General features: G+C 49.1%; 27 protein-coding genes. 11 read left to right on the top strand and 16 right to left on the bottom strand.

Features of this window, described 5'->3' with window-relative positions; translation table 11 throughout:
* Positions 1-235: 235 nt before the first annotated feature.
* On the bottom strand, positions 236-517 hold the full coding sequence (locus ACXAGC_RS18935) for a type II toxin-antitoxin system RelE/ParE family toxin (RefSeq protein WP_474846297.1): 282 nt from the start codon (positions 515-517) through the stop codon (positions 236-238).
* A complete protein-coding gene (locus ACXAGC_RS18930; protein WP_474846295.1) occupies positions 514-798 on the bottom strand; it encodes a type II toxin-antitoxin system TacA family antitoxin in 285 nt (94 codons plus the stop codon). Before ACXAGC_RS18930 ends, ACXAGC_RS18935 begins: the two co-directional genes overlap by 4 nt.
* Positions 799-1,002: 204 nt before the next feature.
* Between ACXAGC_RS18930 and ACXAGC_RS18925 the strand changes: the two genes are divergently transcribed.
* Together ACXAGC_RS18925 and ACXAGC_RS18920 are read left to right on the top strand one after the other, a co-directional pair.
* Complete coding sequence (locus tag ACXAGC_RS18925) at positions 1,003-1,302, top strand: hypothetical protein (RefSeq protein ID WP_474846293.1); 300 nt, start codon at positions 1,003-1,005, stop codon at positions 1,300-1,302.
* Between the two features lie 95 nt (positions 1,303-1,397).
* On the top strand, positions 1,398-1,697 hold the full coding sequence (locus ACXAGC_RS18920) for a hypothetical protein (RefSeq protein ID WP_474846291.1): 300 nt from the start codon (positions 1,398-1,400) through the stop codon (positions 1,695-1,697).
* 24 nt (positions 1,698-1,721) lie between these two features.
* On the opposite strand, the gene ACXAGC_RS18915 is transcribed toward ACXAGC_RS18920, so the two are convergent.
* Entirely contained in the window at positions 1,722-3,065 is a 1,344-nt protein-coding gene (locus ACXAGC_RS18915; protein WP_474846289.1) for a M14 family zinc carboxypeptidase, read from the bottom strand.
* Positions 3,066-3,276: 211 nt separating this feature from the next.
* Here ACXAGC_RS18915 and ACXAGC_RS18910 point away from each other — a divergent pair, with 211 nt between their 5' ends.
* Positions 3,277-4,128, top strand: coding sequence for a MurR/RpiR family transcriptional regulator (locus tag ACXAGC_RS18910; protein ID WP_474846287.1), 852 nt, complete (start codon positions 3,277-3,279; stop codon positions 4,126-4,128).
* Positions 4,129-4,138: 10 nt separating this feature from the next.
* Here ACXAGC_RS18910 and ACXAGC_RS18905 read toward each other — a convergent pair whose 3' ends face one another.
* The 3 genes from ACXAGC_RS18905 to ACXAGC_RS18895 all read right to left on the bottom strand — a co-directional run bounded on the left by ACXAGC_RS18905 (position 4,139) and on the right by ACXAGC_RS18895 (position 7,883).
* Entirely contained in the window at positions 4,139-5,284 is a 1,146-nt protein-coding gene (locus tag ACXAGC_RS18905; protein ID WP_474846285.1) for an exo-beta-N-acetylmuramidase NamZ family protein, read from the bottom strand.
* Positions 5,281-6,216 (bottom strand): N-acetylmuramic acid 6-phosphate etherase, encoded by a 936-nt coding sequence (gene murQ, locus ACXAGC_RS18900; RefSeq protein WP_474846283.1) that lies wholly within the window; start codon positions 6,214-6,216, stop codon positions 5,281-5,283. The genes ACXAGC_RS18905 and murQ overlap by 4 nt, the downstream gene beginning before the upstream one ends.
* Before the next feature lie 74 nt (positions 6,217-6,290).
* Positions 6,291-7,883 (bottom strand): sodium:solute symporter, encoded by a 1,593-nt coding sequence (locus ACXAGC_RS18895; RefSeq protein ID WP_474846281.1) that lies wholly within the window; start codon positions 7,881-7,883, stop codon positions 6,291-6,293.
* Positions 7,884-8,015: 132 nt separating this feature from the next.
* On the opposite strand from ACXAGC_RS18895, the gene alr reads away from it, so the two are divergent.
* The gene (gene alr / locus ACXAGC_RS18890; RefSeq protein WP_474846279.1) at positions 8,016-9,089 is read left to right on the top strand and encodes an alanine racemase; all 1,074 of its coding nucleotides are present in this window, start codon (positions 8,016-8,018) and stop codon (positions 9,087-9,089) included.
* Positions 9,090-9,109: 20 nt separating this feature from the next.
* Here alr and ACXAGC_RS18885 read toward each other — a convergent pair whose 3' ends face one another.
* On the bottom strand, positions 9,110-10,393 hold the full coding sequence (locus ACXAGC_RS18885; RefSeq protein WP_474846277.1) for a DUF819 family protein: 1,284 nt from the start codon (positions 10,391-10,393) through the stop codon (positions 9,110-9,112).
* 355 nt (positions 10,394-10,748) lie between these two features.
* Entirely contained in the window at positions 10,749-11,792 is a 1,044-nt protein-coding gene (locus ACXAGC_RS18880) for a LacI family DNA-binding transcriptional regulator (protein WP_474846275.1), read from the bottom strand.
* 188 nt (positions 11,793-11,980) lie between these two features.
* Here ACXAGC_RS18880 and ACXAGC_RS18875 point away from each other — a divergent pair, with 188 nt between their 5' ends.
* Positions 11,981-12,880: a glucosamine kinase nucleotide-binding domain-containing protein gene (locus tag ACXAGC_RS18875; protein ID WP_474846273.1), complete on the top strand. Its 900-nt coding sequence runs from the start codon at positions 11,981-11,983 to the stop codon at positions 12,878-12,880.
* Here ACXAGC_RS18875 and ACXAGC_RS18870 read toward each other — a convergent pair.
* From ACXAGC_RS18870 to ACXAGC_RS18860, 3 genes are all read right to left on the bottom strand, one after another.
* Positions 12,877-13,524: a YitT family protein gene (locus tag ACXAGC_RS18870; RefSeq protein WP_474846271.1), complete on the bottom strand. Its 648-nt coding sequence runs from the start codon at positions 13,522-13,524 to the stop codon at positions 12,877-12,879. The two genes, ACXAGC_RS18875 and ACXAGC_RS18870, sit on opposite strands and share 4 nt — an antisense overlap.
* A gap of 180 nt (positions 13,525-13,704) precedes the next feature.
* A complete protein-coding gene (locus ACXAGC_RS18865) occupies positions 13,705-14,208 on the bottom strand; it encodes an O-acetyl-ADP-ribose deacetylase (RefSeq protein WP_474846269.1) in 504 nt (167 codons plus the stop codon).
* 352 nt (positions 14,209-14,560) lie between these two features.
* Positions 14,561-14,734, bottom strand: a complete 174-nt coding sequence (locus ACXAGC_RS18860) for a DUF3012 domain-containing protein (protein ID WP_119503495.1) — start codon at positions 14,732-14,734, stop codon at positions 14,561-14,563.
* A gap of 222 nt (positions 14,735-14,956) precedes the next feature.
* On the opposite strand from ACXAGC_RS18860, the gene ACXAGC_RS18855 reads away from it, so the two are divergent.
* Positions 14,957-15,742: an RMD1 family protein gene (locus ACXAGC_RS18855; RefSeq protein WP_474846267.1), complete on the top strand. Its 786-nt coding sequence runs from the start codon at positions 14,957-14,959 to the stop codon at positions 15,740-15,742.
* 2 nt (positions 15,743-15,744) lie between these two features.
* Here ACXAGC_RS18855 and ACXAGC_RS18850 read toward each other — a convergent pair whose 3' ends face one another.
* Both ACXAGC_RS18850 and ACXAGC_RS18845 read right to left on the bottom strand, forming a co-directional pair.
* Positions 15,745-15,870, bottom strand: coding sequence for a hypothetical protein (locus ACXAGC_RS18850; RefSeq protein WP_474846265.1), 126 nt, complete (start codon positions 15,868-15,870; stop codon positions 15,745-15,747).
* 147 nt (positions 15,871-16,017) lie between these two features.
* On the bottom strand, positions 16,018-17,388 hold the full coding sequence (locus tag ACXAGC_RS18845; protein ID WP_474846263.1) for an aminotransferase-like domain-containing protein: 1,371 nt from the start codon (positions 17,386-17,388) through the stop codon (positions 16,018-16,020).
* Between the two features lie 113 nt (positions 17,389-17,501).
* Between ACXAGC_RS18845 and ACXAGC_RS18840 the strand changes: the two genes are divergently transcribed.
* The 3 genes from ACXAGC_RS18840 (at position 17,502) to ACXAGC_RS18830 (ending at position 19,927) form a co-directional block, all read left to right on the top strand.
* On the top strand, positions 17,502-18,098 hold the full coding sequence (locus ACXAGC_RS18840) for a LysE family translocator (protein ID WP_474846261.1): 597 nt from the start codon (positions 17,502-17,504) through the stop codon (positions 18,096-18,098).
* A gap of 32 nt (positions 18,099-18,130) precedes the next feature.
* Positions 18,131-18,604 carry an Lrp/AsnC family transcriptional regulator gene (locus ACXAGC_RS18835; RefSeq protein WP_181013636.1) on the top strand — a complete coding sequence of 158 codons (474 nt, stop codon included), beginning with the start codon at positions 18,131-18,133 and terminating at the stop codon, positions 18,602-18,604.
* 210 nt (positions 18,605-18,814) lie between these two features.
* Complete coding sequence (locus tag ACXAGC_RS18830; RefSeq protein WP_474846313.1) at positions 18,815-19,927, top strand: acyl-CoA dehydrogenase; 1,113 nt, start codon at positions 18,815-18,817, stop codon at positions 19,925-19,927.
* 395 nt (positions 19,928-20,322) lie between these two features.
* On the opposite strand, the gene ACXAGC_RS18825 is transcribed toward ACXAGC_RS18830, so the two are convergent.
* Both ACXAGC_RS18825 and ACXAGC_RS18820 read right to left on the bottom strand, forming a co-directional pair.
* Positions 20,323-21,312, bottom strand: a complete 990-nt coding sequence (locus ACXAGC_RS18825; protein WP_474846259.1) for a substrate-binding periplasmic protein — start codon at positions 21,310-21,312, stop codon at positions 20,323-20,325.
* A 192-nt stretch (positions 21,313-21,504) separates the two neighbouring features.
* Positions 21,505-22,839: a M28 family metallopeptidase gene (locus tag ACXAGC_RS18820; protein WP_474846311.1), complete on the bottom strand. Its 1,335-nt coding sequence runs from the start codon at positions 22,837-22,839 to the stop codon at positions 21,505-21,507.
* Positions 22,840-23,285: 446 nt separating this feature from the next.
* Here ACXAGC_RS18820 and ACXAGC_RS18815 point away from each other — a divergent pair, with 446 nt between their 5' ends.
* A complete protein-coding gene (locus ACXAGC_RS18815) occupies positions 23,286-25,133 on the top strand; it encodes a hypothetical protein (RefSeq protein ID WP_474846257.1) in 1,848 nt (615 codons plus the stop codon).
* A gap of 67 nt (positions 25,134-25,200) precedes the next feature.
* Positions 25,201-26,127 (top strand): hypothetical protein, encoded by a 927-nt coding sequence (locus ACXAGC_RS18810; RefSeq protein WP_474846255.1) that lies wholly within the window; start codon positions 25,201-25,203, stop codon positions 26,125-26,127.
* Positions 26,128-26,144: 17 nt separating this feature from the next.
* Here the strand turns inward: ACXAGC_RS18810 and fre are convergent, their stop codons facing one another.
* Positions 26,145-26,840: an NAD(P)H-flavin reductase gene (gene fre, locus ACXAGC_RS18805; RefSeq protein ID WP_474846253.1), complete on the bottom strand. Its 696-nt coding sequence runs from the start codon at positions 26,838-26,840 to the stop codon at positions 26,145-26,147.
* Positions 26,841-26,998: the final 158 nt, after the last annotated feature.

Below are 26,998 nucleotides of genomic sequence, written 5' to 3'. Positions count from 1 at the left end.
TATTTAAGCTTAGATTTGTCGCTTTCTTGGGGGCATGGACGTCATATAAATCTTGCATTTTATCACTCCAACTAATTTTACCACCAAGTATACGCATGCAAATACGCATTGCAAAGCATGGTTGGAATATAACAAACGACATTAAGTCGGTCGCAGGCTCACTGGGACAAAAACACGGCGGCTGTGTCACTTCGTTCCGATTATAACCGGCATGTTTACACCCCTGAGTGAGGCGTTAGTTGCCTGCAGGAAATTTCTGCTTCTGGTGGAGAACCCTGAGAATGTGAATTATGTCATCTCTTACAAAGTACGATACAACCATTGATACTTCTGGAGTAATTAAAAGCCGTCCAGGAATTCCTTCTCTTTCACCGCCCATCAACGGTTGCTGTATCAAGTTTTCAACTTTAGTCACAATGATGGCGTCAGTTTTTTCCGCAGCCAATGGATTAAATTCGTATAGAAACTCGAAAATTACTTCTCGATCGTCCAATGAATCCTTTTCCCAAACGATCATTTTTGGGCTCTATTCCTAATTTTCATCATTCGCGCTTCCATGTCCAAGGAAGCTTCTTCATGAGTAACAAACTCACTTTTTCCACTATCTAATTTGCTAAGCGCGGCATTAACCTGTTCGGTAAGCCATTGGTCATGAGCCATAACTTTGCGTTGCTGTTCAGCTAGTTCTTCAGTAAGCTCTCTACAGGCATCACTTAAGGTACGCCCTTGGCTTTCAGCCATCAATTGAGCAAGGCGTTTCGTTTCTTCGTCGACTCTGAATTGTATGCGGGTATCCATTTTCAACTCCGTTTGGGTGTGTGTACAAACGTTAGCGCGAAAGTCGGGTTTACGACAACTAACAAGCGACACTAAGATGCTAGCAGGCTCGCTGGGACAGTAACACGTGGGCTCCCTGCGTTTCGCTTAATATTGTTGCCGAAGTGTTTTTTGCCCACATGCGGGTTTTCGCTGATTAGTCCAACCGTTTATAAAGGAATATATATGCAAGATGCCACTCTAAAATCGATTACAGCCACAATTCAAAATGGTGTTGCAAAAGCTGATGGGAAATTTTGGATTACTGAAACTGATATTCATTTTGCCCCATACAATAAAGATTTCGGGCCCGGGCCTCTTAAGATTGAAAGGAGCTCAATCTCAAAAGTAGAAAAATGCTCTGGTAAAGGCGCGGGTATCCTGCCTATAACATCGGATGCAATCGAAGTTTCATTACATGATGGCAGTACATACCAGTTCATAGTGTCAAATCCTGACGAGTTAATTGTACTCCTGAGCCAATAATCAGCTAACAAGGCGTTCAAAACTATAACCGCAGGGGCGGTCGCCGGGGCAAAAACACGAGAGCTGAAAATGGATATGAAAATGGAGTTTCAACATTGAAAGAGATAGTGATAGACGTATTGTTTGTGGGCTTACTGATAATTCCTGTAGCGCTGTATTCCTCTGCGAACCTTACCAACAGAGTCGTTACTTACTGTGAAAAATCAATTGTCAAAAGCAAAAAACAATTACTGACTTTACCTGTATCGGTGTATCTCATTTATGAGCTTTCATCGAAGGAGAACTGGGCTGCACAAGCGGGTTTAGTCGTTGCGTTTTTTCTGTTCTTCATGATTTACGCCGCTGCAATATCTCAGTTAATTCAGCGGGCGGGCGCAGAAAACAAACCGCTGTGACCGGCCATGTGCGCCCCCGTTTATTTAAAGAACAATCCGCTCACCAAGAATCACGGCCTCTTTGATCTCACCCGAAGCAACATGCTGAAGAATAAAGTTTGGTAATTCCCCGGGCATGATTGCGGGTGCATTCTGTTCGGTGTCTGACACCAGCACTGGCAGGGTTGTGTCGATATTGAGTAATGCCTTTTCATCGATAAAGTAACTGTAACCTTGTGACAGCAGGGCCCTGTAACTCTGATCGTTAAGCGTCAGAGGTGAGTGGACTGTGAAAGCTTTAGGCGGAAGGGCTGCCAGTCCTGTTGCGTCAATGTTTTCAAAGCCGAAAATCGTGCGCAAATCGCCGATGGCTTCTATGCGGCTTTTTCCGGACTTGCGGTCTGTCACTATGCTGATGTCAGCTGCAAAGGGCTTGTCATAACCCAGCGTCACGTCTTGTATTTTTACGTCGCACAGGCCGTCCTCGCGGTTGTCCGGAATGCGGTAATAGTCTGCCAGTGAATATTGTGTGAACTGGTTTGTGAGCAGGCTTTCCAGCGCGGTTTGCAGTCCGATGACGTTCATCTTCCTTGCAATCTGCCGGTGGGGGTCGTTCATTGCTGCGCCGCTTTCTATCAAAATCGTGCTGGCGCCGGAAGCAGCGATATTGTCACCGAATGAGCGGAAAGAATAAGTGTCGTCATAGCGGCCTATGCACTGAGGAATAAAGTGTGAGAGTACACCGGCCATATGGGCGATAAGCTGTTTGGCACGAAGCCTCGGCCCGTCTACATGTTTATCTTCATGATACGCCGGGGCCAGAAATGCAATGGTTGCCGGGTTCGATGATACCCCGGTGGTGTAATAGGGGTTCTGATCATGCAGGTTAAAAGCAATATCCGGCGACAAGGTGGCTACCTGCTGTTGCAGGATCTGACCTTCAGGACTTTGCAGTGATCTGGCATCCCTGTTGATATCAATTCCCTGAGCATTAATCCGGGTGCGTCGCTGCGCGCCATCGGGATTAAGCATGGGAATGACGTGCAGGGTAACCTGAGATTGCCAGTTTGCCGGCAGCCCGTTTAACTGCCCGTTCAGTAAGATATGCAGCCAGTCGAGAACAGCGGCAGTGGCGGTAGCCTCATCGCCGTGCATTTGTGTCCAGGCCAGGATGACGCATTTTCCGGAGCCCAGCGTAAAGCGGGAAACCGGGCGACCCTCATAAGATTTACCTATCTGCGTCAGTGCAATACCGGATTGTTCCGCTATCTGGTTGATGACCGGCGAAATATCCTCTGCTGTCAGATGGGCTTTGTTCAGAGACGGCCAGTGCATTTCATCAAATTTTGCTGCTATGTCAGCAACTGGCAGATGAGGGTGTGCGGTCATGGTACGTCCTTATTTGTCGGTGAACTGAAGCATCTTACCCGTGGTCAGATTGATTCAGAGATAGGTATTATTTAATGGTATTTTGATATTCGCTTCAACTGGTTTATATTTGAATAATTAATTCTTTGAGACGAATGGCAACGTTCCTGATGCCCGTTTGTCGCCCTGTAATTCAAAGGTCAACAGACCCTGTTAAGAAGTGAAACTCCGGATGTCTGCATTTACTAAAATTAAGGCGATTAAACACGCGCTCTCTTCCAGTGAGTCTAAGCTGGCAACGTTTACTCTGGACTCGCCCAATGCGGTGCGGGACTTATCATCACAGGAACTGGCTAACGTCGTGGGTGTCAGTCAGTCCAGCGTGGTGAAGTTCGCTCAGAAGCTGGGTTACAAGGGGTATCCTGCGTTCAAGCTGGCGGTGATTGACTCGCTGAATAAAGAAACGCCGAATACGCAAATTCACGGCAAAATCACATTATCCGATGGCTTTGAGCAAATGGCGGATAAGCTGGTGGCGAGTAAAATCAGTGTGCTTAATGAAACCCGCAATCTGAATGAAATGCTGGCTATTGAGCGTGCTGTCGAGCTGCTGAAGAATGCGAGAAGGGTAATGATTTGCGGGGTAGGTGGTTCGGCGCTGGTGAGCAAAGATTTTGCCTACAAACTGCAGAAGCTGGGGATCTCTGCTATTGCCGAAGCTGACGGACATGTTCAGCTTGCTCTTGCTGCCACGTTTGGTGAAAACGACGTGGTCGTGGCAATCAGTGAATCCGGCACGACCAGCGAAGTGGCCAATGTGGTTACTGAAGCAAAACGCAATCACACCCCGGTTATTTCCATCACAAAGTACGGACAGAACACCATTGCCGATCAGGCAGAAGTAAAACTGTATTCGGTGGCAGAAGAAGCTTCGTTACGACTGGCGTCGATTCTTGCCCGTACTGCGCAGGAACTGATCATCGATATGTTATTTATTGCACTTACCCAGGCTTCACGTCAGGGACGAAAGCTGCTGGAGAAAACTAACGAAGCGGTGTCTGAATTTAAAAAGCAGCAGCACTGAGCGCTTTAAATTATTCTTCAGGATAGAGCAGATACGGACGTCTTTGTTGCTTAAACTCTGCTAACGCTGGTTGCCACATTGCCCTGATCTCCTGCTCAGAAAGGCCACTTTCAATGGCTTTTCTTAATGCGTCAGTACCGGCCAGCTTGTCAAAGAAATCCGGCCGGTCGATAAAGGTTTCGTCCTGTTGTTCAAACTGCTTCTTCGCCTCCAGGAGCAAAGCAATATCAAACCCCTCCGTATCAGAAGAACGTAAGTCCAGCCCCTTCAGTGTTTTGCCTTCCAGTTTCGGGTGAGGCGCGCTTTCGGGCAGGCTTTGCGGCGTGAAAGTAAATGTACCCAGCACCACCCGGTCATGTCCGGCAACCTGAAACGGAAAAGGTGTTCCGCGGCCGATACTGACAGTTGTAGCTTCAAATAAACACAGTGAGGGATACAACCGGATTGCCGTATCGTTTGGCAAATTCGGGCTGGGAGGTACAGCCAGTTGCCATGGCATGGACTTCCGGTAGTCTTTAACGGGTATGACATGCAAATCAAGTGACTCAGCCTGCTCAATCCAGGCTTCCCCTTTGATCATCAGTGCCAGTTCGCCTGTGGTCATGCCGTGCAAAAGGGGGATAGGATCCATACCTACGAAAGAAGTAAAGGCAGCCTCGCGCACAGGGCCATCCACATATTTGCCGTTCGGGTTGGGCCTGTCGAGTACGATGACCGTTTTGCCTGTTTCAGCAGCGGCTTCCATGACCAGATGTAACGTACTGATATATGTATAGAAACGTGCGCCTACATCCTGAATGTCGAAAATCAGCACATCGACATTTTCGAGCATGGTGGCCGTGGGCTTTTTGGTGCTGCCGTATAAGGACAGAATGGGCAGGCCGGTTCGGGTGTCCACGCCGTCGCTGATGGTTTCGCCGGCGCCGGCATCACCACGAAATCCATGTTCCGGCGCCATCACTTTGGTGATGTTTATGCCACGGGACAGCAGGTCGTCTACCAGGTGCTGACCTTTGGAAACCGACGTCTGGTTAACGACCAGCGCAACCTGTTTGTCTTTCAGTAATCCGAGGAAAGCGTCGGGTTGCTCAGCCCCTGTAGTCACCGCCAGTGCCTTTACAGAGATGAGACACAGCAGAAAAAGAACTTTCTTCATTGTTGCTCAACAGCGCGGCGTAAAAAGCCATTATGATCTGACAACATGGACTCTGCGCTGGCGGCATCGTTACCGGTGAGGATCATCATGATCGCCACTTTGGCTTTATGTCCGGCGGCATCGAGTGCAGCTGATGCCTCTTCCCCGGAGCAGTCTGTAGCCTGCATCACTATGCGGATAGCGCGGGCTTTTAATTTTTCATTGGTGGCGTTAACGTCGACCATCAGGTTCTGATAGGTTTTACCCAGGCGAATCATGCTGGCAGTGCTCAGCATATTCAGCACCAGCTTTTGTGCAGTACCGGATTTCATCCGTGTGGAGCCGGTGAGGCATTCTGCGCCAACCACCGGGCAAATCGCAATTTGTGCGGTGGTCAGCACCGGCGCGCCCGGGCTGCAGGCGATACCTGCGGTGACCGCGCCCAGTTCATTTGCATATTCCAGTGCACTGACCACATACGGAGTCCGCCCGCTGGCAGACAAACCTACCAGTACATCCTTTTCACAAAGGTTCACGGCCTGTACGTCTTTGATACCCTGAGCACTGTTGTCTTCTGCGCCTTCCACAGCATGCTGTATGGCTGTTTCGCCACCGGCAATAATGCCCATCACCAGTGTATCGGGCACGCTGAAGGTCGGACGGCACTCTACAGCATCAAGAATACCCAGACGGCCGCTGGTGCCGGCACCGATATAAATTAACCGTCCGCCCTGTTGCAGTTTTTCCACTATGGCATCCACTGCCCGGGCAATTTGGGGTATTTCAGTTGCCACTGCTGCGGCTACTTTGGCATCTTCCTGATTGATTTTATGCAGGATGGATTCCGTCGACAGCAAATCGATATCCATCGTGGCGGGATTTCTGCCCTCTGACACAATTTTATTTAACTGTGCCAGTAAGTCTGACGTCCCGGTGATTGTTTTTGCCTGCATAATTTGCCTTAGTTCTGTTGCTCTACTTTATTGCTTTGGATTGTTTTGTTGTTATTTTTAACGGCAGCGTTCTGTTACTGAACCGGTTCCGGTTGCTGTATATCTTTATTATAGCCTGCGGGTGTATTACCCATAGCACAAATAAGCGTGGATATGAGCGTGCCGGCGACCAGTTGCCATGTGAACCCGAGTTCAAACTGCAGGCGGGCCGGCAAAATACTCTCAATAATATAGGGTTGCATGGACAAGGGTACCAGAAAACCGGTGATCAACGCTGCTATCACCGAACGACGGCTTCCACGGCGGGAAAATAGCGTGACGAAATAAACGCCAAGTAAACCACTGTACGAGAAAACCATGACGCCAAGTGCAAATTGCAGCAGCGGCATGTCGGTATGTTGTTGCCAGTAATAGCACAGACACGCCATAAATCCTAATGACAATGCCATTAATAACATGGCGACGCGCCCTGCTTTGACAAAGTGAGCGTCGGTCTTTTGTGTATTCCGGCGGGCCAGCCAGGGGCGGTACATGTCCTGGATCAGAACACTGGACATGGAGTTTAGGCCGGAATTTAACGTAGACAGTGCGGCAGCCAGAATACCCACGGTGACCAGACCGCGAACTCCATCCGGAATTTCGCTGAGCACGTAGTACATGAAGATGGTGACCGGTTCACCGGCAAATACCGGAACGGGGTTTTCACCACTGCCACCGGCCATTAAATCGGGACGCTGATAGTAAACGAACAGCAATAAACCGATGATTAAAAACAGGCACATCACCGGAATCACCATCACCACCGAAAGCAGCATAGCTTTGCTGCCTTCTTTGGCACTTTTGCAGGTCAGCACCCGTTGCGTCATATCCTGGTCGAGGCCAAAAGCGGCGATGTTCAGAAGCACAAATCCGGTAAAAACAGAGAACAAACTGAAAACGCCGGTGTTAGTGAAATCAAGCCGTGTATCGAACAACCTTAATTTTGAAGGTGTATCCGGCGCAGGATGCTGAAGGGCGTTAACGATATCGGCCAGAGAAGCCGGAATTGCATTTAACAGTGCGATAATCACGGCTACCGCGGCACAGATATACACCGCAGCCTGTAACACGTCAGAATAGATAACTGTGCGGATCCCGCCATAAACCGTATAGACAAGCCCGGCGACTGTAATAATGACGGTGGCAAGAATGACGCTGGATGCATCAATGTTGCCGAACAGAATCATGGCGACAGCCAGTGCTGCCATATACAGCCTTGCGCCACTGGCGAATACGCGGCCGGAAAGGTACATGGCCCCGGCCAGCTGTTTAGCCTGTTCACCAAAGCGCTGTTCCAGCAGTTCGTATACCGTGTAGACATTGTGTTTGTAAAATCGCGGGATGAGAAAAGCGGCAACAAAGAAAGCGGCGATAAATGCGCCGATGTTGGTTGAGAGGTAGGTCAGGTCGCCCCGGTAACCCTGATCAGGGCCTCCCAGAAATGTGGCGGCAGACTGGGACGTTGCCAGTACAGAAATCGCCACAACCCAGACCGGCATGCTGTTGCCACCCAGGAAGTAATCTTTGGCTGAGCGGCTGGAGCGGTTAAACAGCCAGCCACTGGCGATAAGAAGCAAACCGTAAGCGGCGAAAACCAGTAAGTCTGCTAACGCGTAATGCTCTAACATGCGGCCCTGTTACATTATTTTAATTCAATTGAAATCCCAGAATAGATTATTCCAATTAATTTGTATAGCTGGAATTATCCCGTCGTTGTAAGATAGCTTTCAGCGCAAATTTTAGATCAGGAGCCCCCGCCGTTGAGCAGACAAACCCAGGCTGTTATCCACGCCGACGCACTATTGCATAATTTCCGTGTACTTTCCTCTCTGGCCGGTGAAGGACAGAATATGGCGGTGGTGAAAGCTGATGCCTACGGACACGGGGCAGTCAATGTGGCGCGGATATTACGTAAAGTCTCTCCTGCGTTTGCGGTTGCTATTACAGAAGAAGCGCTGGCGTTACGGGAAGGCGGCATTCAGGCTCCTGTGGTTATCCTTGAGGGCCCTCACCAGGCGACTGAATGCACTGTGGCTGCGCGGGAAAATTGCATTGTGGTTGTTCACAGCGAAGAGCAACTTCGCTGGTTAAAAGCGTGCCCTTCTGATCGTCGTCCCGCGATATGGTTAAAAGTGGATTCGGGCATGCACCGTCTCGGGTTTGCCTGTGATGAAGTATTACCCATGGTGGCGAAATACCGGGATATGTTAACTGACGATACCGTGCTGGTTACGCATCTGGCATGCGGTGATGAAACGGGCAGTCAGTCGGTACAAAAGCAGCTGGATGCCTTTGAGCAGGTTCGGGCAGCTACCGGATTTGCAGTCAGCATTGCCAATTCTCCGGGAACTGTGGGCTGGCCGCAAGCGCGGGGAAACTGGAACCGCACCGGTATTGCCATGTACGGCGCTGAGCCTCTGGACACACCTTGCGGGCTGGATCTGCAACCGGTGATGACGCTTCAGGCAAGTATTATTGCTCTGCGTACTATAGAAGCCGGTGAAACAGTGGGGTACGGCGATACCTGGCAAGCGAAGCGCCGTTCTTTGATTGCCACTGCGGGTATCGGCTATGCCGACGGGTATCCCAGACAATGTCCCAACGGTACACCGGTGATGGTTAACGGACACCGTGCGGCACTGGCGGGCAGAGTGTCGATGGATATGATTACCATTGATGTGACTGATATTCCGGCTCCGGCGCCCGGTGACCGGGTAGAACTGTGGGGGCATCAACTGTCCGTGGATGAGGTGGCCCATCACGCCGGGACAATTTCTTACGATCTTGTCACCCGCTTATCCCAGCGGGTGCCCCGCATTGTTAAACACGTCTAGTGAATACCCGCCAGCGTCACTCAGGCGCCGGCAATCACTGACAATACCTTGCCCACGGCCAATCCTCCTGCGGTACCAACGATGTACCCCAGCATTGCCATAAACACGCCAACCGGGATGAGCGCTTTTGAGTATGAGGCCGCCAGGACAGGGGCTGAGGCAACACCACCAATATTCGCCAGTGACGCCAGGCCGCAGGTAAACAAATCCAGCCGGAAGAGTTTCGCTGCAATAACCATAATCACCCCGTGAATCAGTAAGATACAACCGCCGGCCAGTATATACACCGGCGCTTCCAGCAATTCTGAAAAACTGGCTCTGGATGCAATAAGCGCAATAATCAGGTTCAGCAGTACGGTAGCCACCACATCTGCACCGCCCACGCGGCGAAGGGGAGTGACAGCACCGGCGATCCCGGCCAGGGTGACCAGTGCGACAGTCCAGGCGGTAGTAGAAAAATAAGCAGAGGCCGGCAACATCGCCGCGAGCCACTGGGACAGTGATGAGACAATGCAGGATAAGGCCAGCAGCATCAGCACATTGCCGCCTGACACCTGAGTCTGGTTCGCCTTCGATTCTGCCAGCCTTGCACCCACATCATTCAGCGCACGGCTGTCGGCTTTTACCCAGCGGTTGAAATGAGCTGCATAGGGCACCAGTGCCAGTAATGCCATTACCCATATGGCATAATCAATGGAGTCAATCAGCAAGGTGTATCCCATAGCGGAGTCGGGCACATCCAGCGCCAGTTGTATGGCTGCGAGGTTACCTGTTCCCCCCATCCAGCTGCCGCACAACGCGGCGAAGGTTTTCCATGCGTTATCTGCCAGCCCGTGCTGAAACAGAGCAAACGTAACAATGAAGCCGGCGGCAATACTGAGACTGGCAAGCAGAAAGGCGAAAATCATCCGCCAGCCCAGCCGCTTAATCTGGCGCAGATCAGCTTCCAGCAACATCAGGAAGATCATCGCGGGCAGCAGGTTGTTCCTGAGCATTTTATAAGTATCATTGATGGCAGCGGTTTTTTCCCATAACCCGGCACTGGCACACACCATTACCACAAAGTACAGCAGCACAATGGCGGGCAGATACCGGAAAACACGCCACTTTCTGATGGCTTCAAGATAATAAAGCACGCCGGCGATAGCGAGCAGGGCACTGACGTATCCGAATGCGCCGGTGATCATAAAGAACCGGCTTTTGTTACCCGGCGATAATTTAAGCGGGTTGAACACATTGCGCTTGTGTTTGCCTCTGTTTGGCCGCAATATACTGTTGATATCGCAAGCAGGTAGTGATTCCACATTTTCATTTCCATCTTCCGGACTGCTTTTTTATTCTAATTATCTCCATTCTTTAGAATAAAGTATTTAAGATTCGTTGCAAGTTCTGTCTATTCCTTCCTGCGGGTTGCGGTGTCAGCAAGGTTAGCCGAAAGGATTACGGCCAGGTTTGTTATCACATCCTATAGTTTATTTTCGATACATGCCGGATGCCTTGCTGGAGAAGGAGTCTGTTTCTGACCAATTAAGAGGTAAGTTATGAGAACAGGTTATAGTAGAGCGAGAGTGAACAGAGGTGCGTATTCACGTCCCGTTACTCAACAAGGATCTGTGCCAAAGGCGACACCGCCTAAAGCGAAATGACACAAAGCCCGGCTCAGTTGCCGGGCTTTTTCGTTGTGGAGTCTCTGATTATCAATTCCGGGCAATAGGAGATATTGTCCGTTTCTTCAAATACCGGCTTAGCGTGTCGTTTGCTTTGTGAAATGGTGTCGATGAGCAAGCCGGCGGCTTTACGGGCTATGGCCACGGTATCCTGTTCTGCAGTCGTTATGGCCGGAGAAGTTTGCCGCGAAAACGGACTGTTCTCAAAACCTGCTATCGCCATGTCCTGAGGGACCTGAATATTATTCAGTCTGGCTTCCAGTAAAGCGCCGGCGGCGAGTTCATCATTACAGGCAAACACCGCTGTCGGCGGGTTCTTCAGCGCGAGAAACTGCTTCATAGCCGACGCACCACTTTCGAAATTGTACTCACTGCCTGTCCTCAGTTCTGCACTGGTATCCAGGCGGTAATTTTCCAGTGCATCCAGATAACCCCGTTCCCGTTCCAGTGTGGAGCGGTGATTTCTGTTGCCTGAGATAAAGCCAATGCGTTTGTGGCCCTGGCGGATCAGGTGATTCACGATATCGCAGGCAGCCTGAAAATCATCAATACACAGCCATTTCCCCTGAATGCCGAAAGGGGCTACGCCTGAAACAATACCCACAAACGGCAATCCGGAATGAACTATCTGATTAAGTAATTCCGGCATTTCGGATAATGGCGGAGACAATATCAGGCCAGCCAGGTTTGAGCGGCTTGCCATTTGAAGAATATCGCTGACGACATCCTCATTTGAGGTTTCGCAAGGATGGATCAGCAGGTCGTAATCATTGTTTCTGCATTCTCTTAACAAGCCCTTCTGCATATCAATAACGTAATAAGCGTTCGGATTGTCATAGACGTAGGCTATAGAATAGGACTTATCACTGGCGAGGTTTCTTGCAGCTGGATTGGGGCGGTAATCCAGCTGTCTTATAGCAGCCTGCACTTTTTCAACGGTTTCTTCGCTCACGTTGGGTTCTTTGTTCACAACCCGTGAAACGGTTTTAAAGGATACGCCTGCGAGTTCTGCGACATCCTTGATCGTTGTTTTCAATCAGAAAATCCTGTCAGTCCGTTGGACATAAACCCCATCATGCCACAAAAAATACATTTATATTGTTCTGTAACGAAATTTAATTTATTCATGGGATTTGAAACAACAAGTACAAGTTAGTATTTTCTTTTAACTGAGGTGCACATTGTTATTCCGGCAGGTATGCAGTACCTTCCTGAGCATTAGCCGTGAGAATAAAAGAAAAAATGAATAACCAGCAGTATATTGCCGGAGTCGATGGCGGCGGCACTAAGTGTAAGGCCGTTGTGTTTGATGAAAACGTTGAACCGGCAGGTGAGGGATTAAGCGGTCCTGCTAATGTGGCCAGGATTGGCAAAGAAGCCCTGCCGGCCATTATCCGGTCGGTTTTACTGGCCCTGCAAAATGCAGGCGTTGCGATTAATGAGAATGACGCTGCGGTGCTCGCAAAGTGTCATGTGAGTGCGGGTCTGGCCGGTGCAACGGTGAAAGAAGCCGCAGAACTGCTCAGTCAATGGCAGCATCCTTTTGCCTCATTTCGTTTCACCAGTGATTTGCATACTGCGCTGGTAGGGGCGCACGGTGGTGAGAACGGTGCTGTTCTGGTTGCCGGTACCGGCTCCTGCGCAGCCGCACTGTGTGGCAAAGACTGTATTCAGTATGGTGGCCACGGTTTTAATATCGGTGATAAGGGCAGTGGTGCCTGGTTCGGTCGTGAAGCGGTGCGGCATACGCTGGAAGCGCTGGATGGTGTGTTGCCGGCCTCACAGCTGTCTGAAACGGTCTGTGCACATTTCAGCGCAGGCACCCCCCGGGAATTCGTGAACAAACTTAATTATGCGCAACCGGCTGAGTTTGCCGGCGCCGCCGGACTTGTGTTTGACTGTGCGGCAAAGGGCGATGTGTATGCTTCAGATATTGTTCGCTCCGGCACGGACTATTTATCATCAATAGCCCGTATTGCCATGGAAAAAAGTCAGGGAAAACTGGTACTGGCCGGCGGACTTGCCGGTACTGTAAGACCATTCCTGCCCGAAGATATCCGGACGAAGATCATTGAAGCTAAGTATGGCCCTGAGTGGGGGGCGGTGCACGTCCGCCCGGACTAACTGGCTTCGCCGGCACCAGGCAGTTTATCATCCTGTTTGGATAATGACGGCAGAGTATATCTTTCCGGCCGGTGATTTAAGGACAGCACCATGTTCAGACAGAACGCTGCCAGCACCGACATCAGTACCAGACGCCAGCCGAGTACCAGCAGTGAAGACAGCAAAATAACGGTGTCTACTGACAGCTGAAAAGTACCGGCACGGATGGAGAAACGTTGCTGAAGATAGAACGCCAGAATACCAAGACCGCCCAGACTTGAGGTATGACGGAACATGATCAGCATGCCCACGCCAATGAGGATCCCGCCGAATATTGCAGTGAAAACCGGATTAGCACTGCTGACATCCACAAAGCGGGGAATAAGATCAGTAAGTACTGAGACGGTAGACACGGAGATAAACGTGTTTATGGTGAAGCGTTTGCTGATACGGGTCCACGCAAGGGCATAAAACGGCACGTTGATCAGGAAAAACAGCACCCCGAAGTCTACAGGTAATGCATAAGTTCCCAGCAGCGCAAGCCCTGCAGCACCGCCGACCATCAGGTTCTGCGACTGAAATAAATATACACCAAAGGCAACGAACAGCCCTGCACTGACTAAAGCAAAAATGTCTTCAACCACACTGTGTTTTGGTTTTTGCATGTGAAAGCCCTCCGTTTTTGAAGAGCGCGTATTATACGGAGGGGGAAAAGGGAAGTAAGGGTTTGTTTGTTATTTGTACAGTCTGGTGGGTGCGGTGCTGGTGCGCAATCTTTACGACTTTTAGCATTTATGTGAATGAAATGTTACCAGTACGTGTTTAGTCATACCAGCCAGTCAGGGTCAGCCCAGAAGCTGACGGAACCCTGATTTAACTTCCTCACCAAAACACACCAGGTAGATGGTGTGAGGCAGTGCTGTACCGCTGGCGTGAAAGCGGATGGAGCCCAACGCAACCTCGCAGGCTAAATTCACCGGATATCCGTAAATGCCGCAACTTATCGCCGGAAAAGCAATGGTTTGAATGTTATGCTGACTCGCCAAGCGTAAACTGTTCCGGTAGCACTTGGAAAGCAAGTCACTTTCATGGTTCACGCCGCCGCGCCATACCGGCCCCACGGTATGAATAATATACGGCGCTTTAAGATTAAAACCCGGTGTCAGTACAGCCTGACCGGTTTTACATCCGCCAACTGCTTTGCAATACTCAAAAAGCTCCGGCCCTGCAGCATGGTGGATTGCACCATCAACGCCGCCACCGCCCAGCAGCGTCGGATTCGCTGCATTTACGACGGCATCCACTTCCAGTTGCGTAATATCGCCGTCAATAACCCTGATCCTTGCCATCGTGTCCCCAAATACCGTTCGCGGTGCTGTTTCCGTTGTGACGTTGTCGGTGTTTAGCGACACATGTCAAACAAACCGGAAAAGATCTGCGCCGGTTACTGCAAAATATAATTTGTGATGCATAAGGCTAAGCCTTTGATTGGAATAAACAGTTTTCCGGAATCCGGTGAAAACGGTATTCAGAAATACTCATATTCCGGAGTAAATAGTCCACGAACCGTGCCAGAGTTAAGCATAGACAGAGAATGTAAGCGCAGGGGATAAGGCCGGACAGTGTCAGATACCGGCCCGGCAGGATGACATCGGATTGCCGGAGACCGCTCAGCAATCCGCTGGTTAAAGGGAGTAACGATTAATCGTCGTCGCTGAACAGACAGTGTTTGGCAAAGTCGCCGGCTTCGTTTGCCGTCCAGTCGCCTTTAGGTTTTTCTTTCATATCAGCACACCAGGCTTTTGAGCCAACTTCCGGGGCGCAACCGGCCAGGGTAAAAGTTAATGCAATCAATGCGAAAACAGCTTTTTTCATAATTAACGCTCGTAATTTGTCAGGTATTTCATAGTAAGTCAGTGGCGGTGACAAAATCAATTATCTGAGAAAAAGGTGTTCGTGCAATGAGGAGCCAGAGAAAGCATGCCAGATATGAGTTGTAATTATCGTAACTTTATGAAAATTAATGATTTATATTTCTAGGTGATAACTGAAATTAAGCGCATAATCAGCCCGTTTTTTAACCAGTCGGAAACCAGTATGGATTTCTCAAATGATCGGGTTTCAGTGTATGTACTATCAGAATCTGACACCACAACAATAAGCCAGTCTCAGCACGGAACACGCTACCGGGATGCTGTGCATTTGCCGCTGCCGGGCGGAGAAGGATGGCTGTTTGACTACGGCGTGCTGGTATTTTGGGGCGTCGACGAAGACGAACGTCTGGCGTTTTTGCACCGCCTGCAAATCAGCAGTGATGCCCTTTCCTGTGAACATCAGGAGCATGTGCGTTTTAACACTGGCGCTGAGTTACTCAAATTGCAGGGCGACCTGATTTCTCTTCCGGCCGGTGAGGCATTGATGCGACTGGCTGTCAGTCATGCGCTGGCGCAGTCGACCAAACTGAATCAGTATGAATATCAGGCGGAAAAGACCATTCAGCAATATGCGTATTTGCCGAAGGCACTGGCAGAATCAGGTAAAATTAATCTGAGCAGACAGAAGCTGGCCAGCATTCGCGGTCACCTTTTCAGTACCAAAAGCGATATTTTTTTGCACTATGGTTTGCTGGATACGCCGGAATTTTTCTGGGAATACCCTGAGTTCGAAGACGCCTATAATGCCACAATGAAATATCTGGATATTCGTCCGAGAGTCGATTTACTGTCGAACAAACTGAATGTGATTCATGAATTGTTTGAGATGCTGGCTGATGAGCTGAAGCACAAGCATTCTTCGTTTCTGGAATGGATCATCATCATCCTGATTGCATTTGAAATTGTAATGTTCGGTGCCCAGGAGCTGACCATATTACTGGCGGGGTAAAGTTACTGAGCAGCGGTGATGAAGGCTGAAGGCTTAATTTTCTTTGCGCCGCTTACGGATGATCGCAACCACACGGGTTTCACGTCTACATCCAGCCCTTTAATGTAACCGCTCATCAGTCTTGCCATATTCACTTCTTTTGACGAAAAAAAGGTATTTTCCAGTTTAAGAGGCCGGAGAATTGTCGACTTGCCCTGAGATGCTGGCGGGTAACGGCACTATTTTGGAACCCGGGAAACTGCCCGGGCCGGTCTTTGACGGGCTGCAATCGGCGATCAGATGATTGCCCGTTCCGGCAAGGACGGGTTCAGCTCTCTGGCAATAATCTCCAGACCTTGTTGTAAGTTCTCAGGAGTGAGATTACCCAGACAAAGACGTAAATGCGCCGAAGACGTTTCTGTCACATGGAAGAACACCGATGGCAGTGCATCTACACCCAACTGGTTCAGGCGGCTGATCACGGCGGCATTATCAAGCCGCGGAGAATGTTTCAGCCAGATGTGCAAATTCACCGGGTCGTACTGAATACGTTTTTCGCCCAGAATCCCTTTGGCCAGCGCAATACGCTCTATGCAGTCTTCCCGCCTGGCCTGCTCAATGGTAACGGCATCGCCGCTTGTATGAAGCCTGTGAGCCAGTTCGGTAGTTACCGGTGGTGTAAACCAGTTCTGTGCCTGTATCACCCGTGCCAGACTACCGGTAAATTGTGGCGGGCAAACCAGCATGCCGGCCCTTAACGCCGGTGCGACACATTTGGAAAACCCCGATACGTGAAAAGTGCGTTCTGGCGCAAGCTGTTGCAGTGACACAACCGGTTCTGCATGCAGATAGATATCGTCTTCCACCAGATAAATGTCGTATTTGCGGGCAATTTTCACCAGCTTTTCCCGGTGACTTTGAGAGAGGGTTTTTCCGGTGGGATTGTGCGCTGTCGGCAGAATAACCAGCACCTGGCTGGTGGCCTGCTTGCACCGTGCTTTGAAGTCGTTGAGATCAAGTCCGTACTCATCCATGGCCACTGGCTGCAATTGCAATCCAAGCAGTGTTGCAATAGCACGGATCCCGGGGAAAGTGGTTTCCTGAACCATTACCGTGTCGCCCTTATTGCATAACAACATCAGGGAAGACAACAAGCCCTGCTGGGCTCCGGCAAGGAGGAAGAGATTCTCCGGGTCAGCGTTATTTCCCCTCAGATTCAGCCAGTCCGCCATACTCTCCCGGTGTTCTGGCAGTCCGCGGGTATCGCCGTAAACCGACCACAGGCGGGGATCATTCTGACGGGCAAGGTTCTGAAGGTGGGTTGAAAGAATGGGTTCTATGTTCAGGCAGGCCGGCTGATTCAATGTGAAGTCGAAAACATCTTTGCGTCCGGGCAGCATCGCTGCACTGATCGTCCGTCCTTGTTTTTGCTGTTTTACAAACGTCCCTTTTCCCTGTGTTTTCTCAATGATTCCCCGCTGCACTCCTTCATCAAAGGCACGGTTTATGGTTCCCGGTGTAACATTCAGCAGCGCTGACAGTGCCCGTACGGTGGGAAGCTGCTCGCCCCGCTTCAACTCTCCGCTGACAATAGCCTGTGCCACACCGTCGCAAATTTGCAGGTAAAGCTTTTTGTCGCTGGTGGCATCAATTGTCGGTTTCCACATTTTCTGCTCTCACATTGATAGGGTAACAATTTATATTTTTGTGTTTATTGATTGCTCAATCAGTATATCAATCACGTTGGTAATGTTAAGTACGTTGTTTAAGAGAAAAGAAAATGGAATTGCAGAATCTGAGTTTGCTGGTGGTGTTTGCTGTCAGTATGACGTTTACCCCGGGACCGGCTAATCTGACCTTGCTGGGCACCAGTGTGCAACTGGGCATACGCAGCACGCTGCCGCTAATGGCAGGGGTGGTAACAGGGTTTGTGATTAATGCTCTGGCGATTTGCGTCGGGTTAGGCAGTGTTTTTCAGCAGTTTCCTGTGATGGTGACGTTCATTAAAGTGGCCGGTACGTTCTACATTCTTTATCTTGCTTACAGCTTATGGCGGGTCAGACACGCCGAATCCCGCAGGGCCAGCGCTGTAGCCCCCGGATTCTTTAAAGGCATACTGGTGCACCCGCTGAACCCCAAAGCCTGGCTGATGTTGATCACCGCCTACAGCCAGTTTGTGTCACCCGACCGTGTGGTCACAGACAGTCTGGCCCTCATCATTGTGTTTTGCTTAAGCGGACTGGCTGCAAACAGCTTGTGGACGGTACTTGGCAGCGTGATCCACGAATATTTGCAAGTCCCGAAAATGCGCTACAGCTTCTTTACTTCACTGGCAGTGATGCTTTCAGGCTTGGCAATTGCGCTGTGGTTGACATAATAGGCGAAAGCAGCGCATATGGGACGCCACAGATGAAAAAAGCAGTACTGGATAAAACCGACAAGGCCATTTTAGCGGCGTTACAGAATAACAGCGAAACACCGGTAAGCGATATTGCAGAACAGGTGGGGCTGACGACGACACCGTGCTGGCGCCGCATCCAGAGACTGCAAAACGACGGGCTGATCAGCAAGCGTGTGGCTCTGCTCAGTGCTATGCATCTTGGCTTAACCATGACAGTGTTCGTGCAGGTAAAGGCATCCCGTCACGATGCGCAGTGGCTGGACAAGTTTGCCCGCCATGCTTCCTCTTTTGAAGAAGTGGTCGAGTTTTACCGCATGTCCGGCGAGTATGATTATCTGCTTAAAGTGCTGGTTACTGATATGCAAAGCTTTGATCACTTCTACAAGCGGCTGGTATCCGGCATCGATTTGAGCGATGTCACCAGCAGTTTTGCTATGGAACAAATCAAATATTCCACTGAAATGCCCCTGACTCATCTGTGAGCGCAGGCTGACAACGTGCAATACTTTGTGTTGTATCAGGTTGACAGCAATCAGTTCCTTCTTTCACTTCACAGGTGATCCGCTGATGTCACCCGTGTGATACTGTGTGCAGGTTCAAATGCACAACAGGAATTCATCGTGACAGCCTCTGCTAATCCTCACTGGAATGATATTTTTCATCTTGAAACGCAGCTGACCGGCGAAGAGCGTATGCTCCGTGACGCGGCCAGGGACTTCTGCCAGACGGCACTGATGCCGGGCATCGAAAAGGCTAACCGGACAGCGACTTTCGATACGGCCATCATGCGCCAGTTCGGTGAAACGGGCTTGCTAGGCGCAACTATTGAAGGTTATGGCTGCGCCGGGGTGAATTATGTCTCTTACGGATTGATTGCCAGAGAAGTGGAGCGGGTCGACAGCGGCTACCGCAGCGCCATGAGCGTACAGTCTTCGCTGGTTATGCATCCCATTGCGACATTTGGTACCACTGAACAGAAAGAAAAATATCTGCCCAAACTGGCTACCGGTGAATTTATCGGTTGCTTTGGTTTAACCGAACCGGATGCGGGTTCGGATCCGGCGGGAATGAAAACCCGCGCGGAAAAAGTGCCGGGTGGATACAGACTGACAGGCAATAAAATGTGGATCACTAATTCACCGGTAGCCGATGTCTTTGTGGTATGGGCGAAAAATACTGATGAGGGCGATGAGATTTGCGGTTTTGTGCTGGAAAAAGACATGGCCGGTTTGTCGGCACCGGAAATTAAGGGCAAGTTGTCGCTTAATGCCTCTATTACCGGCGAAATCGTTATGGATAACGTATTTGTGCCGCAGGAGAATATGTTTCCTGAAGTGCGCGGTTTGAAGGGGCCTTTCAGTTGCCTGAATATGGCCAGGTACGGTATTTCCTGGGGAGCCATGGGGGCGGCAGAGTTTTGCTGGCACGCTGCGCGGCAGTATGGCTTCGACAGAAAGCAGTTCGGCAGGCCACTGGCACAGACTCAGCTTTTCCAGACAAAGCTGGCGGATATGCAGACGGAAATTGCTCTGGGCTTGCAGGGGAGCTTGCGGGTGGGGCAACTGATTGACGACGGCGCATTTGATCCCGTGATGATTTCACTGGTTAAACGTAATAACTGTTCAAAGGCGCTGGATATTGCGCGTAAAGCCAGAGATATGCACGGAGGCAACGGGATTGCCGGTGAGTTCCATGTTATGCGGCATATGCTGAATCTGGAAACAGTGAATACTTATGAGGGGACTTACGATATTCACGGGTTAATTCTGGGCAGGGCGCAAACCGGACTGCAAGCGTTCTTTTAATTTTTTCCGGCACAAATAAAAACAGGCCTTGTGAACAAGGCCTGTTTATCGGGTGTTGACGCTAGTGATTTGAGTCAGCGAGTAGCTTGGATTTCTTCTTGATCTTGCAATCAAAAATCTTCTCAGCATTTTTCCTTCCAATATAGTATGCAACTGTATATGGATGGCTCCGCTCAAAAAACCGCGTAAATGACTTGGTTAATGCATGCATATTCATGAGCCCTCCTGTGGTTTACCCGTCACTATCATATAATTATGACAGTAATATGTCTAACGTGTTACAGAGAAATTTAGTTCACCACGATAAAATAAATTTATCGGGTGACTCCCTTTAAATGTAGGCGTTCCGTTAGAATTTGCTAGTTTAATTTTTTTATAGAATAAAATGTTTCTTACTACCACTGCCGGATAATTTTTTTGTATATATCGGCATCAAGCAGGCTGAGCTGCGTCGCCGCCGGTGTCAGTGCCTGTAACACGTTTACTGCATCCTGCCAGTTATCGTAACGGTTGCCGTCAATCATATAGACACTGGCAGCGGCGGGGCGGGTTGAGTCCAGTGGATACGCCGTTGCGGCTGAGGGCGGGGTGGTATCGTGGAAAACCGATTCTGACGTAATGTAATCGGCAATGCCGTCGTTGTTGATGTCTTTACTCAGCCAGCTCTTTCCTAACAGCGTGTTGTAGGTGCCGTCAGATTGCATTTGTGAAATGGTGTTGTTAAATGTTGAGATCAGGCCTCTGTTAGCGGCTGTATCCTCTGCCAGCATCAGGTGGAAGCCGCTGGTGATGAGGGCGTCAGCCGAGCGGGAGACCAGTTCCTCATTATCTGCCAGCAGTAAAAGGTTAAATTCATCAATCAGTAAAGCTGAAGTCATCAGCAGGGGCGTACGATCATCAGCAAATTGTTTAAATGCATCGAATGTAGTGGGCGTACGGGACCATTTCACCTCGCGCACGGCGCGGATCTGCGTGGTATTAGCAAAACGGTTTTCGATAGCAGTGCGGCTGTCCTGTAACTGAGGCAACAATTTAATTTCTTTTACCGCAGGACGTTTGCTGGCTGCATACAGGTATAAAGGCAGATACGGAGTTGAATAGAGGGCGTTACTCTGTTTGTCATCAAGACTGATAAACGCATATTCTCCGTTAAGCTGGCCGGTAGTCAGTGCACCGCCTAAAAAGGCCCTGCGCATCACTTGCAACGTCACGTCCGTGTCCATACGCCTGAAGGCCTCAGTGACAATACTGTTCAGCCTGGCAGGCTCACCTTCGTTATCAATGTAAGTGGCGAGAGGAGAGGCGCCCAGTTTTATTTCTGCCTGAGCCGGGGTCGTCAGACAAAACAGGCCCGTCAAAATTAAACCGCTAAATACCTTTATCATCAAATACTTCCTAAATACGTCTGCCAGTACGGAGTCATTCGGGCAGAGTCGTCTACCGTAACCGGCTTTATTGTAAAAGTGTAGCGTCCCGGGGGGATTAATACAGAAAAAGCGTGACAACCTGTCACGCTTTTAACCTGAGGATAGTGTGAGGACAGCTTGCAGAGACGGGTCGCAAGCTGTGTTTCAGGCTTACTCGCCGAAACTGCCGGCTGCGCCCGGGTAGACCACCGGGCTTTCAATGCCGTCCTTGCTGACACTGGCAACACCAAAGAAGTAGTTGTCGATGACAATATTTTCCAGTGTGGCTTCAGTGACATCGCCGACAAATTTGCTGTATTGCCACTGCGGTGCATCGGTGTAGCGCCAGTACAGCTTATAACCGGCTAACTGAGGGTTTTGTTTGCTGTCGGCGGCTTTCCATTTCAGCGTGGTGGAAGGTTTTACCGCTCCTTCAATGGATACCTCTGCCGGCGGAGCGGGTGCCCAGGACATAGCAGCCAGACTCACTGCATTCAGTCCGGTCAGTTTGGCTGCATAGTCGAAGTCAACGCCATCAAGGGTGTCGCCATATACGATGCCGTCTTCCGTGCGTAAGTCCTGATGCTGACGGGTATAGTTCTCGTTGGTTTCCATGATGCGGATACCGGGATAGCCTAAATCATTGAATGGCCGGTGGTGTCCGCCGCGGCCAAATCTGTCGAGCCGGTAGATCACCATGGTGTCTAAATTTTCGATGTACTGATCAGCAATTTTATCAATATAACGGGCCAGATTACGGCTGGGAGAATCCACTTCTCCGCCGGTGAAGCGCCGGGTACGGGCTTCTGCCTCAGTTTCAGTGACTCTGGTTCCTTCAGCGAACAGGCGGGCGGTACTGTTATTGATCACGCCGTTCACCCCTTCGATATTGCCAATCATATCGTTATTCAGCACGGCCTTTATGCGCCAGTCTTCCTTCTGCGCTTTTGCGGCAAGAATTTTACCGCCGAATAAACCCTGTTCTTCACCGGAAAGGGCTGCGTAGACAATAGTGCCGTTAAATTTGTACTGGCTGAGAACCCGTGCCGCTTCTAATGTACCGGCAACACCTGAGGCGTTGTCGTTTGCGCCGGGACTGTCTGATGTGAAATTCATCACATCTGATACCCGTGAATCAATGTCACCGGACATGATCACGTAGCGGTCCGGGTCGGTGGTTCCCCGTTGGATAGCAATAACATTGACCACTTCCACCGGATCGGGAATTCGCTTCTCGCCACTGATGGTGTCACTGACCGTGGTAACCTCAAGGCAGCCGCCGCATTCCGCGGAGATTTGTTCGAATTCTTTCTGGATCCAGCGACGGGCCGCACCAATGCCACGGGTGTCTGATTTGGTTTCAGACAACGTGTGACGGGTACCGAAATTCACTAGTGTAGTGATGTCTTTTTCAATGCGGTCTGCAGAAATTGCTTTAGCAATATCGTGCAGGCGCGGGTCGTCGTTAGCGGTGGGGGCTGCTATCGCTGAAGCGGACAGCAGCATGGTAGTAGCAACCAGTGTGCGTGGTAGCATAAACACTCCTTCAAGCCTGTTGTAAGTGCCACGCTTATGGTTGCGTGGCTGTCGGGATATCGGTTTTACATGCCCCGATACTTTTAACTCTTATTCATATTGATTCTACTATGTAACTGAAAAGGTAACACAATGCACGACCGTCTAAGCCTTTAATTCATCGAATATTTTGGTAAGGCAACTTAAGCTTATCTGGTTCAGTCGGGTAAGCCACTCTGTAATCCTGAGGAGCGGGAAACCACTTGAGTCCATCAGTCTATTTATGTAAAGAAGCGAATTTACAATTTTATTGATGAATTAAATACATTGAGAATCACGATTTCATACTTTTTGTCACTTCGATAATAGTAGTTTTGCGATTAATTTTTACGCGAAATTAACTTTTTATTAAAGAATGGTATTGCGGAGCGATAATAATGAAACACTCAATTCATCGATACACGGCAGTATATATTTCCACACTTCTGGCTCTTTCTGCATGCGGCAGTGATTCTACCGAAGATAATAATGAAAACACTGTCGAAGACGTAACTTTGACAATAGCTAGTGGGGAGTCCGTGGAGATTACCAAAAGCACTTCATACGATGTGCTGATAATAGAAGAGGACGCAAGTGTAACTGCGCCTGAAGGAAAGTCGCTCACATTAACGGTAGATTCTGTGGAGACAGCAATAGCAAGCGGTGAGTATTCCGGAGACGTTGTTTTAAGTGTTACAGACTCTATTCCGGTAGTTTACAGTGACAGCATTACCAATTATTTCAGAACAGCTGTTTATATTGAGGACGGCGCTTATGTAGCTGAGAAATCTGTATTGGCAGCTCTGGCTCAGGGGGAAGTTGATGACGCAACTGCAAGTGACTTGGTTATCTCATCTACCGGAGCAAATTTCAATGGCATTGTGGTGACGAGTAGTGCTGAAAGTACAGATTCTTATGACTATCTGATAGATAGCCCGACTATGGATTTTACCGGAAACGGTGGTAACGACTTTTCCGGATATGGCGCAGCTATTATGTCTTCAGGCTACGCCAATGTGCAGGTAAACGATGCTGTGATTACAACTAATGGTGCGATACGTACCGCAGTGTTTGTTGGCGGAAATAGTACAATGACAGTCAACAATGCGGTTATAGAAACCTATAACGGCACGCTACCCGAAGATTATACGTTCAATGTGGATTTGGGACGGATGATGGAAGCGCCGTGGATGCTTGGTATTACCGGCAATGTCAGATCAACGAACCTCGTAGGAAATGGTACTGCTTACTACATCAATTCTGTTATCACATCACAGGGATGGGGAGTGCTATCGACCGATGATACCAGTGACAGCCGGCTTTACTGCATTAATTCAGACATCAAAACTATCGAGAGCGGTTACGGCGCTTATTCTATTGGTAATAATCTGGATTATTTCAGCGGATGTAATATGGATGTTGTGGACTATGGCGTCATTATGGCTGCTCCCGGTGACACTACATTCACAGATAGCTCCTACGTAAAGTCTGCCAGAATTGGTGTCATGCTGCATAGTGGAACTGGTGAGCTACGGATTGAGAATGGTACTGTATTTGAAACACAGGAAGCTGTCATTCAGGCAAAAAGTTCGTTTCCCACCATTATTATTGATAACGCCACATTAGTTGCTTCAAATAATGTTCTTCTGGAAATGATTGAAAACGACGATCCCTACGGAGCCTACCTGCAAAGCCTGAATACTGGTAGCGAGAGCGGAGGTGGAAATCAACCTCCTGAGGGTGGGGATGCTTCTCAACTCAATGATGGAGGAGCATCATCTGAACTTGTTGCAACGTTATCGGACGTGACGCTAACGGGTGACATTATCAACGGTAACACTGCGAACGGCTCGCTTTCGCTGACATTAGAAGGAGCGACATTAACTGGTGCAATTACAACATCTGAAGCGACGCCGGGTTATCTGGAGTTTTACGATGATGCGGTTTCTTTCTTTACCGATGTTCTTGAATCTGACGGTTACGTCAATTACAACCTGATTGGAAAGGTTGTTCATGAATATACAGAAGTGGAAGCTGAAGATACGATCTCAGTTTTCATGGACAGCACATCCAGTTGGACAGTGACAACTACCTCTTATATTTCATCACTCAACATAGAGGACGGCGCAACACTAAGTGCACTGGATGGTATGAATTTAAATTTGCTAGTAGATGGTGTGCAAGTTGATATTGAGCCCGGTATGTATAGCGGTAAAGTGACTTTACAGGTAACCGACAGCGAATAATTTCTATGAATATGGGCGTCTTTTGTCGCCCATTTTTATGACATATGCGGAGGTTTGGAGATTTAGTGTGAATTCATTGTGTAAAATTTTAGCGTTCTTTATTTTTATACAGACCCCATGCCTGGCTGATGACCAAGAGAATAGTAAACCCGTAATAACTATGCTTGGGTTGCCGCTCTACCAACCCGAATATAGTTTATGGCAGCGCTATGTGAGTAGAATAATGAAAAGTAACGGTCAGGAGATTAGTGAGGAGCTTGTCCGAACGGAAGCATTAGCTCTGGCTTGTTACGAAAGAAGTGTTAATGTTTATGCAGAGTCATCAGGAATATCATTGACGGACGCTGACAGAAACTACCTCTCGGAAAAAAGGGAAGCGAATATTCGAATATACGGGAATGCTACGGAATATCTTCGCATCATAGCAAGGCATTACGTGAACGAGTCGGTATATAGCTATCTACAGGAAACGGAGCTTAAAGCTGCACAATTGTTTAATTTGTGGTTCGGAGAAAAAGGTCAGAACCTGAAAAACAAAGATTTAAAAAGCTATCTTGCCGAAAACCCTCTGTACAGCGGTTTCTATTTAAAATTGCCTAAGACTGTAAACGGGCATGATCAGTACAAAAAGATTGCAGAGTTGAGAAATTCTATACTGCAATCCAAAGACAAATATCAAAAAATTCGAGAATTTATCAGAAGTGAAACACGGGACATAAAACAAGCCAACATGCGCCAAGGACGACAATTCGTTCAGGGAACTTTGCCTTCAAATGTGGAAAGTGCTTTTTCTGAAGTTGCCGTAGGAGAATTGAGCAGTGTAGTGACTACCAATGATGCTTATTTCGTCATATTACCAACTTCGCTGGGAGCAGATACACTTATAAATAATACAGGAAAAACACTTCGGTACTGGGTGGCATATGACGGGCTCTTCAAAGCTAAAATTAAAGCTCCCTGTAATGAGGAGCTTCTGAAACATACGTTGGCTTGATGAGAAGGCCCGCGTCTTTATATGAAGGCGTAGGCGTCACCGAAGAGTTTACCGGTGGATAGGCCACATGCTGTAAAGTCATCCCGTGCCACTTTGGCCATTTCGAAACGCCCTGCAATATAAACCTGCTTGTCAGATAAATCCGGATAGTCAGTCATCACAGCTTTGTGAACCCAACCGGTTTTACCCTGCCAGCCTTCTTCAGGAAATTCTACTACCGGAGCGAAGGTGAAATTGTCATGCTTAGCCGCTAATGCTGTCAGTTCATCGAATAGATAGAGATCTGACTGATTGCGTCCGCCCCAGTAAAGGGTCACTGGCGTGGTTGCATGATCTTTCAGTGCCTGCTGCAAAATAGACCAGGTATAAGAAAAACCGGTACCACCGGCGATAAGAATCATGTCTGAACCATCACTTTGTAGTGATGCTTCTCCATGACCGCCACTTAAGGTGACTTCACCTTCATTACGCATTTTGTCGAGGACTTCGGTGGCGTAAGCGTTTTTCTCATCTGCACCAATGTGCAATTCGATTCGACCATTGTCATAAGCCGGATTAGCGATGGAAAACGGACGCTTATCTTTTCCGCCCATATGCACCATGATGTACTGACCGGCTTTAAAATCCACCGGCTGCGCAGGCGTTAACTCAACTTTATAAACGACCTCAGTTAACGGCGTGATGGCCGTAACCTTACACTGAAATTCCGACATAGTTACTCTTTGATTGGTTGAAGTTCTGACGCAGGCTGAGAGGGGAGTGCATGTGCAATTAAAACACGCGGTAAACCCATCCATGGGCGCTCCACCGCAGCATCCCTGCTGCGGAGGGCTTTAATTACACATACATTCCCCGTCTTTCACGCCTGCGT

It is taken from the genome of Alteromonas sp. AWJ4_197, assembly GCF_056160285.1.
Note: the sequence above shows the minus strand (reverse complement) of the source record. Positions and strands in the feature narration are given on the sequence as shown.

Coding starts and splice junctions, on each gene's coding strand:
- ACXAGC_RS18935 (WP_474846297.1), bottom strand. CDS start 517: ATGATCGTTTGGGAAAAGGATTCATTGGACGATCGAGAAGTAATTTTC.
- ACXAGC_RS18930 (WP_474846295.1), bottom strand. CDS start 798: ATGGATACCCGCATACAATTCAGAGTCGACGAAGAAACGAAACGCCTT.
- ACXAGC_RS18925 (WP_474846293.1), top strand. CDS start 1,003: ATGCAAGATGCCACTCTAAAATCGATTACAGCCACAATTCAAAATGGT.
- ACXAGC_RS18915 (WP_474846289.1), bottom strand. CDS start 3,065: ATGACCGCACACCCTCATCTGCCAGTTGCTGACATAGCAGCAAAATTT.
- ACXAGC_RS18910 (WP_474846287.1), top strand. CDS start 3,277: ATGTCTGCATTTACTAAAATTAAGGCGATTAAACACGCGCTCTCTTCC.
- ACXAGC_RS18905 (WP_474846285.1), bottom strand. CDS start 5,284: ATGAAGAAAGTTCTTTTTCTGCTGTGTCTCATCTCTGTAAAGGCACTG.
- murQ (WP_474846283.1), bottom strand. CDS start 6,216: ATGCAGGCAAAAACAATCACCGGGACGTCAGACTTACTGGCACAGTTA.
- ACXAGC_RS18895 (WP_474846281.1), bottom strand. CDS start 7,883: ATGTTAGAGCATTACGCGTTAGCAGACTTACTGGTTTTCGCCGCTTAC.
- ACXAGC_RS18870 (WP_474846271.1), bottom strand. CDS start 13,524: ATGCAAAAACCAAAACACAGTGTGGTTGAAGACATTTTTGCTTTAGTC.
- ACXAGC_RS18865 (WP_474846269.1), bottom strand. CDS start 14,208: ATGGCAAGGATCAGGGTTATTGACGGCGATATTACGCAACTGGAAGTG.
- ACXAGC_RS18860 (WP_119503495.1), bottom strand. CDS start 14,734: ATGAAAAAAGCTGTTTTCGCATTGATTGCATTAACTTTTACCCTGGCC.
- ACXAGC_RS18855 (WP_474846267.1), top strand. CDS start 14,957: ATGGATTTCTCAAATGATCGGGTTTCAGTGTATGTACTATCAGAATCT.
- ACXAGC_RS18850 (WP_474846265.1), bottom strand. CDS start 15,870: ATGGCAAGACTGATGAGCGGTTACATTAAAGGGCTGGATGTAGACGTG.
- ACXAGC_RS18845 (WP_474846263.1), bottom strand. CDS start 17,388: ATGTGGAAACCGACAATTGATGCCACCAGCGACAAAAAGCTTTACCTG.
- ACXAGC_RS18840 (WP_474846261.1), top strand. CDS start 17,502: ATGGAATTGCAGAATCTGAGTTTGCTGGTGGTGTTTGCTGTCAGTATG.
- ACXAGC_RS18835 (WP_181013636.1), top strand. CDS start 18,131: ATGAAAAAAGCAGTACTGGATAAAACCGACAAGGCCATTTTAGCGGCG.
- ACXAGC_RS18830 (WP_474846313.1), top strand. CDS start 18,815: ATGCTCCGTGACGCGGCCAGGGACTTCTGCCAGACGGCACTGATGCCG.
- ACXAGC_RS18825 (WP_474846259.1), bottom strand. CDS start 21,312: ATGATAAAGGTATTTAGCGGTTTAATTTTGACGGGCCTGTTTTGTCTG.
- ACXAGC_RS18820 (WP_474846311.1), bottom strand. CDS start 22,839: ATGCTGCTGTCCGCTTCAGCGATAGCAGCCCCCACCGCTAACGACGAC.
- ACXAGC_RS18815 (WP_474846257.1), top strand. CDS start 23,286: ATGAAACACTCAATTCATCGATACACGGCAGTATATATTTCCACACTT.
- fre (WP_474846253.1), bottom strand. CDS start 26,840: ATGTCGGAATTTCAGTGTAAGGTTACGGCCATCACGCCGTTAACTGAG.